The 8,731-nt window shown below is 71.5% G+C and carries 7 protein-coding genes; 3 read left to right on the forward strand and 4 right to left on the reverse strand.

The features are described from left to right. Together RT323_RS02085 and sepH are read left to right on the forward strand one after the other, a co-directional pair. Positions 1-607 (forward strand): MFS transporter (locus RT323_RS02085; RefSeq protein ID WP_313404573.1); only part of this gene is annotated, 607 nt, incomplete at its 5' end. Between the two features lie 148 nt (positions 608-755). After that, positions 756-1,640: a septation protein SepH gene (gene sepH / locus RT323_RS02090; protein ID WP_313404574.1), complete on the forward strand. Its 885-nt coding sequence runs from the start codon at positions 756-758 to the stop codon at positions 1,638-1,640. Between the two features lie 16 nt (positions 1,641-1,656). On the opposite strand, the gene RT323_RS02095 is transcribed toward sepH, so the two are convergent. The 4 genes from RT323_RS02095 to RT323_RS02110 are packed head-to-tail and all read right to left on the reverse strand — an operon-like array spanning position 1,657 to position 6,684. After that, positions 1,657-2,310, reverse strand: a complete 654-nt coding sequence (locus tag RT323_RS02095) for a thymidine kinase (RefSeq protein ID WP_313404576.1) — start codon at positions 2,308-2,310, stop codon at positions 1,657-1,659. Between the two features lie 11 nt (positions 2,311-2,321). Next, positions 2,322-3,416, reverse strand: a complete 1,095-nt coding sequence (locus RT323_RS02100; RefSeq protein ID WP_313404578.1) for an alkaline phosphatase family protein — start codon at positions 3,414-3,416, stop codon at positions 2,322-2,324. Beyond that, positions 3,413-3,988 carry a DUF5998 family protein gene (locus RT323_RS02105; protein ID WP_313404580.1) on the reverse strand — a complete coding sequence of 192 codons (576 nt, stop codon included), beginning with the start codon at positions 3,986-3,988 and terminating at the stop codon, positions 3,413-3,415. Before RT323_RS02105 ends, RT323_RS02100 begins: the two co-directional genes overlap by 4 nt. Next, a complete protein-coding gene (locus RT323_RS02110) occupies positions 3,985-6,684 on the reverse strand; it encodes a GNAT family N-acetyltransferase (RefSeq protein ID WP_313404582.1) in 2,700 nt (899 codons plus the stop codon). The genes RT323_RS02105 and RT323_RS02110 overlap by 4 nt, the downstream gene beginning before the upstream one ends. 86 nt (positions 6,685-6,770) lie before the next feature. On the opposite strand from RT323_RS02110, the gene RT323_RS02115 reads away from it, so the two are divergent. Next, the coding region (locus RT323_RS02115) for a DNA topoisomerase IV subunit A (protein WP_313404584.1) at positions 6,771-8,731 on the forward strand (1,961 nt) is incomplete at its 3' end.

The raw sequence follows: 8,731 nt of genomic DNA on the forward strand, positions 1-8,731 counted from the left end.
GGCCACCCAACCGCCCCACACGGCACGGGGTGCCGGGCCGCGGGTGCCGCTGCCCTGGGGCCTGCTCGGCCCCCTGGTCGTGGCCGCGGGCGGGCTGGGCGTCCTGTTCGGGGCGAACGAGGTCCTCATCGTGGCCTTCACCGAGCGCGAGGGCCAGCCGGGCGCGGCCGGAGTCGTGCTGGCGATCTTCTCGGCCGGCAGCCTCGCGGCCGGTCTCGCCATCGGTGCCATGCCGCCGCCGGCCGACCCGATCCGACGGCTCCGGATCGGTGCCGTGGGACTGGCCGTGTTCCTCGCTCCCCTGCCGTTCGCGCCGAACACGGTGTGGCTCGCGGTGTTCTTCCTGCTGGCGGGGCTGACGCTGTCACCCACGCTGATCACCGCGGTCCACCTCGTGGAGCTGACCGTCCCGGGCACCCGCCTGACAGAGGCCCTGACCTGGACCACGACCGGGATGTCCGCCGGGACGGCGCTGGGCGCCGCGGTGGCCGGCTATCTGGTCGACCACCTGTCCGTGGAGGCCGGCTTCGTCCTGCCCGTCGCGGCGGCGCTGATGGTCACCGCCGTCGCCCTGCTGTACCGCGAGCCCGCTCCCGCCGATGCCTGAGGCGCGACCCGCGGGCACGGCCGCAGCGGTACGGATCACACCCGAGTTTCGCGACCCGCCGGACCGACACCGGCGCGTCTACCGCGATTCGACCGGGCCTTCACTAGCATCGAAGTCGGTGGCAGCAGAGACACGGGGAGGCTCGAACATGCGGGAACTCGCAACCGTGGGACTCAGTGACGACGGACGCTTCCTCGTCGCTCGCGACGCAACCACCGGAGAACGGTTCCGGCTCAGCATCGATCGCCGGCTCACGTCCTTGGTCGACCGCACTCCCGTGGCGTCGAGCCGTTCCGGACAGATGGAGATTCCGATGGAGAGTTCGCTCACCCCCCGAGACATCCAGATCCGCATTCGTCGCGGCGAATCGGTCGAGGAGGTCGCCGAGGCGGCCGGCATCACGGTCGAGCGCGTGCACGGCTTCGCGGTGCCCGTCATCGCCGAGCGCGAATGGATGGCCCAGTCGGCCCGCGCCACCTCCGTGCGCCGCAAGCACGTCGGCGGCGCCGCCGTCGCGCTCTCGGACCTGGCCGACGCGGCCCTGGCCGAGCGTGGCATCAAGCCCGAGGACGCCACGTGGGACGCATGGCGCCGCGAGGACGGTCGCTGGACCGTCCAGGTCGACCTCGAGGACGGCACCGCCGGCTTCCTGTACGACCCCAAGAGCCGCTACGTCATCGCCGACGACGACGCTGCCCGCAGCCTCGTCGGTGACCTCGCGACGCAGGACCAGCACGACATGGCGCTGGCCGACCTCGTGACCGACGCCCCCGAGGCCTTCGGCGGCACGGTCGCCGACGAGGACCCGATCGACACCGCTCCCCTGGTCCGCTCGATCAAGGAGGCGCGCGATCGTCGCGCCATGGAGCAGGCCGTCTTCGAGGAGCCCGCCGCCGAGGTCGTCGACGACCACGAGGACCAGGCCCTCGAGGAGCGGGTCGCGGTCCCCGACACCCCGAAGCCGCGCAAGAAGCACTCGCGCCGCTCGGTGCCCAGCTGGGACGAGATCATGTTCGGCGGCTCGTCGGACTGAGCCGCGCGGCGCGCTCTCAGTCGAACGGCAGGACGTCCGGCGACAGCGCGCCGGCCTGGGCCCGCGCTGCGGTCATCCGCTTGCGGTGGTGCCGACGGCACAGGACCTCGTACCCGACCTGCGGGGTCGGGCGATCCGGGTCCTCGACGTCACCCACGACGATGACCTCGCCCTCGGTGACCATCTCGCCGTCCTCGGTCCGGGCGTTGTGGGTCGCCCGCGCCCCGCACCAGCACAGCGCCTCGACCTGCAGGGTCAGGACGCGGTCCGCCAGCTCGACCAGGCGCAGCGAGCCACTGAACAGGCGGGTGCGGAAGTCGGTCAGGATGCCGAAGCAGAAGACGTCGATCGCGAGCTCGTCGGCCACCTTCGCCAACTGGTCGATCTGGTCGGGCGTGTAGAACTGCGCCTCGTCGCACACGAGGTAGTCGACCCGGCCGCCCGAGGTCAGCTCGCCGACGACGTCGTCCCAGAAGTTGAGGTCGTTCGAGACCTCGACGGCAGGCGTCGCCAGCCCCAGGCGGCTGGACAGGACGGCCTCGCCGGCGCGGTCGTGGGACGAGTAGATCCGACCGACCCGGCCGCGCGCGCGGTGGTTGTGGTCGAGCTGCAGCGCGAGCGTGCTCTTGCCCGAGTCCATGGTGCCGGAGTAGAAGACGAGCTCTGCCACCGCGGCCTGCCTCAGCGCGCGGCGACGAGGACGGGAATCCGTCGCTCGCGCCCCGTGATCGACCCGTGGAAACCGCGCAACGCCAGCTCGATCGCGAACACGTCGGACGCGAAGACCGCGAAGTCGTCGAGGGCCGCGACGACGACGTCGCCGAAGCGCCCGCGGACTCGCGGGTCGAGCGGTCCGAACCACTCCTCGGCATCCTCGCGCAGGCGCACCTCGGCGCGCTCGCCCAGGGCCTTGCGCCAGCGCTTGGCCACGGCGCGCTCGGACCCCGAGCTGGTGTGCACGTGGCGGAAGCGTGCCTCACCGGCGACCAGCACGACGTCGTCGCGCAGCCGCGGATGGTCGACGAGGTCGAACCGGTTCTCGACCGGCACGTCGACCATCCCGTGGTCGGCGGTGACGACCAGCACGACGTCGGCGGGCAGCGCCGCGCGCAGGTCCGCGACGTCGCGGTCGATCTGGGTCAGCGTCGTACGCCACTCGTCGGAGTCGACGCCCTTGCCGTGTCCCATGTGGTCGAGCGCGGGCTCGTAGGCGTAGACGAGGGCACGGTCGCTGCGCTCGACCGCCTCGACGACGGCCGCGAGACGGTCCCACGCCCGCTTGGCGCCGACGAACGGCACCCCGCGCTGACCGCAGAGAGTCAGCCCGCTGTTCTCGAAGTCCGGGTCGTTGACGACCGTGACCTCGATGTCGTCGTCGGCCAGCTGCTGCAGGACGTTGCGGTGCGGCTGCCACTCCCGCGGATCGATCCGCTTGTCCCAGGCGAGGGTGTTGAGGAAGCGCGAGGTGCCCGGGATGCGGCACGTGTAGCCCGCCATCCCGTGCTGACCGGCGCGCAGGCCCGTGCCCAGCGACGTGAGGCTGACCGACGTGGTGGACGGGACGCCCGCCAGGACGCCCTCGACATTCGGCAGGGACGACAGGTGCGGGGCCAGCTCGGCGTGCTCGCGCACGAGGTCGAGCCCCATCCCGTCGACGACGAGCACGACGTAGCGGTCCGCGCGCGGCAGACCCAGGACGTCGGTGAACCCCGTGGCGCCCAGCGCGGCACCCGTCGAGGTCAGGATCTCGTGGATCCCTGCGCGTGACGTCGTCATCGAGTCGCGGTGACCGTGGTCGCGGCGGTGAGGGCTCGGGCGAACTCGAGCAGTCCCTCGACGGCCGCGCCGCCCTCGGCCGCGGCGCTCAGGCGCAGCGAGAAGTCGTCGCCGCTGATCGAGCCCGTGTACCCGTGGTCGGCCTCGCACTCGGGGTCGTCGCAGCGGGCGGGCTCGAGCTCGACGCGCGAGACGGCGCCCCACGAGATCGTGAGCAGCGCCTCCTCGAGCTGCTGCGTCTGGGCCGACACCATCCGGGTCACGACGACGCCGGCGACGCGCGACAGCGGCACGGCCTCGACGGACGTGGACGTGTACGGCTTCGGCAGCAACGTGTCGCCGGGGTGCTCGTCGGTGTGCGTGAGCAACAGCCGCGACGGAGTCAGCACCAGCACCGACATGTGGCGGCGGATCTCGTCGCGGTCGAACGTGGGCTCGTGGTGGACGACGAACGCCTCGGTCGGCTCCCCCGCCAGCGCGTCCTGCAACGCACCCGAGACGATCTCGGGGTAGTAGCCACTGCGTGAGATCGAGGCGAACAGCGCCTTCGACCTGTCCTGGGTCTTCGTCACCGGCCCAGCGTATCCGCCGCGGCATCGGGCTGGCTCAGCCGCCGGACGAACCAGTCGCCCCGGCTGTCCGACGACGGGATCACCTTGGCGCGGGCGCTCAGGGCGGTGTAGCCGTCGGGGTTGACCAGCACGGGCTCGAGGTCGAGCGAGACCACCTCGGGCAGGTCGTCCTTGAGCGCGGCGAGGCGCAGCACGATGTCCTCGAGTGCCTCGACGTCGACCGCCTCGCTGCCGCGGTAGCCGTACAGCAGCGGCGCCGCGCGGATCCCGCTGATCATGGCGCGCGCATCGACGTCGGTCAGCGGCGGGATGCCGTAGCTGCGGTCCTCGAGCAGCTCGCTCGGCGCACCGGCGATGCCGAACGACACGAGCGGGCCGAACAGGCGGTCCTCGGTCGCGCGGAAGGCGACCCCCACGCCACGCGGTGCCGATCGCTGGACGAAGAACGTGGTGTCGGGCCGGATGCCGCTCCACGTCATCATCGCGTCCCAGGCCTCGCCCATGTCCTCGGCGTCGTGGATCTCGCGCCAGATGTGGTCGAGGTCGGGGCGGGCGCGCAGGTGCTCGCTGCCGGCCTTGAGGACGACGTCCCAGCCGAGGCTCTCGCCGGCCGCGATCGCCTCCTCCTTGCTGTGCACGTTGATCCAGGTCCACAGGTCGATGCCGTAGCAGGACAGCAGGTAGTGGACCTGCTCGGTGGACAGCACGGCGCCGCGGGGCGCGATCGTGAGGATGTCGCGGATCAGCGCCTTGGCGTCGCCCGAGCGGTGCTCCGCGGCGACGTGGTACTCGCCGTGGTCACGGGCGGCCCACTCGGCATAGTTGACGGCGCGGGCCAGTGCCTTGACCGCGGACTCGGGCGCGGCGTACGACGGCACCGAGCCGTGGCCCGCCGAGCCGCCCTGCAGGTCGGGGACGCGCAGCAGCACGGGGATGCCCTTGCTGGCCAGGAACGTGGAGACGATCGGCTTGTCGGACTGCTCGCCGATGGCCGCCAGCACGTTGGCGACCGCGTCGCTGTCGGTCGAGATCGGCGGCGTGTACACGCACACGAGTGCGTCGACGTCGGGGCGCGCGACGGCGGCCTCGATGGCGACCTCGAACTCCTCGGCCCCGGCATTGGCACCCAGCGAGATGGGCGGCGCGACCTGCAGGCCCTGGGACTTCGCCGCGTCGGTGACGATCAGGGCCACGGCGTCGGAGTTGCCCACGACCGCGATCCGGTTGCCGCGCGGCAGCGGCTGGTGCGCGAGCAGCTGGGCGACGTCGAACATCTCCTCGAGGTTGTCGACCTGGATGACGCCCGCCTGGCGGAACATCGCGTCGACCGCCTGCTGGGGCGCCGAGGTGCGTCGCACGGTGTGGCCGACGGGCACGCCCTGCGTCGAGCGACCCGACTTGACCGCCACGACCGGCTTGACCTCGGAGACCCGACGGGCCAGCCGCGAGAACTTGCGCGGGTTGCCGATCGACTCCAGGTACAGCAGCACGACCTCGGTGCTGTCGTCCTGCTGCCAGTACTGCAGGAGGTCGTTGCCCGAGACGTCGGCGCGGTTGCCGGCCGAGACGAACGTGGACAGGCCCAGGCCCCGCGCCGCGACGGTCTCGAGGATCGCCGAGCCGAGCGCACCGGACTGGCAGAAGAACCCGACGCGTCCCGGGGGCGGCATCGTGGACGACAGGGAGGCGTTGAGCTGGACGTCGGCGGCCGTGTTGATGATGCCCAGGCAGTTCGGCCCGATCAGGCGCAGGCCGTGGGTGCGGCACAGGTGCAGCAGCTCCTGCTGGCGCGCGCGGCCCTCGGCTCCCTCCTCGGCGAAGCCCGCCGAGATGACGACGAGCCCGTGCACGCCCTTGGCGGCGCAGTCGAGGACGACGTCGTTGACGTGCTCGGCCGGGACGGCGACGATCGCGATCTCGACCTCGCCGGGGATGTCGCGCACCGTCGGGTAGGCCGTGAGGCCCGAGACGGCCTCGGCCCCGGAGTTCACCGCGTAGACGGTGCCGCCGTAGTCGCCCAGGACGAGGTTGCGCACCATCGCCTGGCCGATCGAGTCCTGGCGGCGACTGGCACCGACGACCGCGACGCTGCGGGCCTCGAAGATGCGCGAGATCGAGGCCGCCTCGGCGCGCTGCTCGCGCGAGCGCATGACGCCCAGCGCCGAGTCCGTCGGGTTGATCTCGAAGGTCAGGCGCTGCACGCCGTCCTCGAGCGTGCCGCTGATGGTGTAGCCCATCTCGCGGAAGACCTGCAGCATGCGGACGTTCTCGGGCAGGACCTCGGCGGCGAACTCCGTGAACCCGCGCTCGCGGCCCGCCTGCGCGAGGTGCTCGAGCAGCAACTGCCCGATACCGCGTCCCTGCGCCGCGTCCTCGACCAGGAAGGCGACCTCGGCCTCGTCCTCGGAGATCGCGTCGTAGCGGCCCACGGCGATGATCTCGTCGTGCTGGGTGACGACGAAGGCGACCCGGCGGTCGTGGTCGACGGTGGTGAAGCGCTTGATGTCGCGATCGGACAGGCGCGGGTACGGGGCGAAGAAGCGGAAGTACTTGGACTCGGCCGACACGCGGTCGTAGAACGCGACGAACTTGGGAGCGTCCTCGGGCACGATGGGTCGGATCTGGGCCACACGCCCGTCCTTGAGCAGGACATCGGCCTCCCACGCGGGGACCGGGTGGGGCGACGCGGTCGCCATGCCGACTGGTTCGCTGCCACTCACACGCACAAACCTACCCCGGCCGCGGCGGGTCGGACGCCAGCCTCGCGAGGGGTCGCGGGAGAATGAGCCGTGTGACTGGATCTGGTACCGAGACCGTGGACTTCGAGGAGCACATCCTCGACACCGACGTCGGCGACGAGATGCGCTCCAGCTTCCTCGAGTACGCCTACTCCGTGATCTACGCCCGGGCGCTGCCCGACGCGCGTGACGGGCTCAAGCCCGTGCAGCGGCGCATCCTCTACACGATGGACGACATGGGGCTGCGGCACGACCGCCCGCACGTCAAGAGCGCCCGTCCCGTCGGCGAGGTCATGGGCAAGCTGCACCCGCACGGCGACAGCGCCATCTACGACGCGCTCGTGCGGCTCGTCCAGCCGTGGGCGCTGCGGCTGCCGCTGCTGAACGGCCACGGCAACTTCGGCTCGTCCGACGACCCGCCCGCGGCGATGCGCTACACCGAGATCCGGATGGACGAGGCCGCCGAGGCCATGACCGCCTCCCTCGACGAGGACACCGTCGACTTCAAGGCGAACTACGACGGCCGGCTCCAGGAGCCGACGGTGCTGCCCTCGGCGCTGCCCAACCTGCTGGTCAACGGGGCGTCGGGCATCGCGGTCGGCATGGCCACCAACATCGCGCCGCACAACCTCGTCGAGGTCGTGCAGGCGCTGCGGCACCTGATCAAGCACCCGAGTGCCGACCTCGACTCGATCATGCGGTTCATCCCCGGCCCGGACCTGCCCACCGGCGGCAAGATCGTCGGGCTCGACGGCATCCGCGACGCCTACGCCGCCGGCAACGGCTCGTTCAAGATGCGTGCGACCGCGCGGATCGAGAACGTCACGCCGCGCAAGAAGGGCATCATCGTCACCGAGCTGCCGTACAACGTCGGCCCCGAGAAGGTCATCGAGTCGATCAAGAAGCTCGTCCAGGCCAAGAAGGTCCAGGGCATCTCGGACCTGAAGAACCTGACGGACCGCAACCACGGCCTGCGCCTCGTGATCGAGGTCAAGAACGGCATCGTGCCCGAGGCGCTGCTCGAGCAGCTGTACCGGCAGACCCCCCTCGAGACCTCGTTCGGCATCAACGCCGTCGCGCTCGTCGACGGCCAGCCCCGCACCCTCGGCCTGCTCGAGATGCTGCAGGTCTACCTCGACCACCGCATCGACGTCGTGCGCCGCCGCACCACCCACCGCCGCACGAAGGCGGCCGATCGCCTGCACCTGGTCGACGGCCTGCTGATCGCGATCCTCGACATCGACGAGGTCATCCAGCTGATCCGCGCATCGGAGAACCGCGGCGAGGCGCGCCAGCGACTGATCTCGGTCTTCGACCTGTCGGACCTGCAGGCCGACTACATCCTCGACCTGCAGCTCGGCCGGCTCACGCGGTTCTCGCGTCTCGAGCTCGAGCGCGAGGCCGACGAGCTGCGCCGCACGATCGAGGAGCTCGACGCGATCCTGGCCGACGAGGGGGTGCTGCGCGGGCTGGTCGGCGACGAGCTGTCCCAGATGGCGCAGAAGTTCGGCACCCCGCGTCGCACCGTCCTGCTCGAGTCCGCGGGCGTCCCGGCGCCCGCCGCCAAGGGCGCCTCGATCGAGGTGCCGGACGATCCGTGCTGGGTCCTGATGTCCTCGACGGGGCTGATCGCGCGCACCTCCGACGACGCACCGCTCGGTGCCGTGGGAAGGCGTGGCAAGCACGACACGGTCGTGTCGGTCGTGAAGGCGACCGCGCGCGGCCAGGTCGGCGTCGTCACGTCCGCGGGCACGGTGCACCGCCTCGAGGTCCTCGACCTGCCCGCGCTGCCGCCCACCGCCGACTCCCCGCGCCTGCAGGGCGGCGTCCCGCTGAGCGAGCTGCTCAGCCTCGACGGCGATGCCCTGGGCCTCATGACCTTCGACGAGGACGTCCCGGGCCTGGCGCTGGGCACCCGCGCCGGCGTGGTCAAGCGGGTCCGGCCCGACCACCTCGGCCGCGACTCGTGGGACAAGAACGCCACGTTCTCCGGCACTCGCACCGT

This window comes from Aeromicrobium sp., from assembly GCF_032084975.1.
GTDB lineage: Bacteria > Actinomycetota > Actinomycetes > Propionibacteriales > Nocardioidaceae > Aeromicrobium.

Bases quoted from the DNA above. Each gene is read 5' to 3' on its own strand.
- sepH (WP_313404574.1), top strand. From the start codon at position 756: ATGCGGGAACTCGCAACCGTGGGACTCAGTGACGACGGACGCTTCCTC.
- RT323_RS02100 (WP_313404578.1), bottom strand. From the start codon at position 3,416: ATGACGACGTCACGCGCAGGGATCCACGAGATCCTGACCTCGACGGGT.
- RT323_RS02110 (WP_313404582.1), bottom strand. From the start codon at position 6,684: ATGGCGACCGCGTCGCCCCACCCGGTCCCCGCGTGGGAGGCCGATGTC.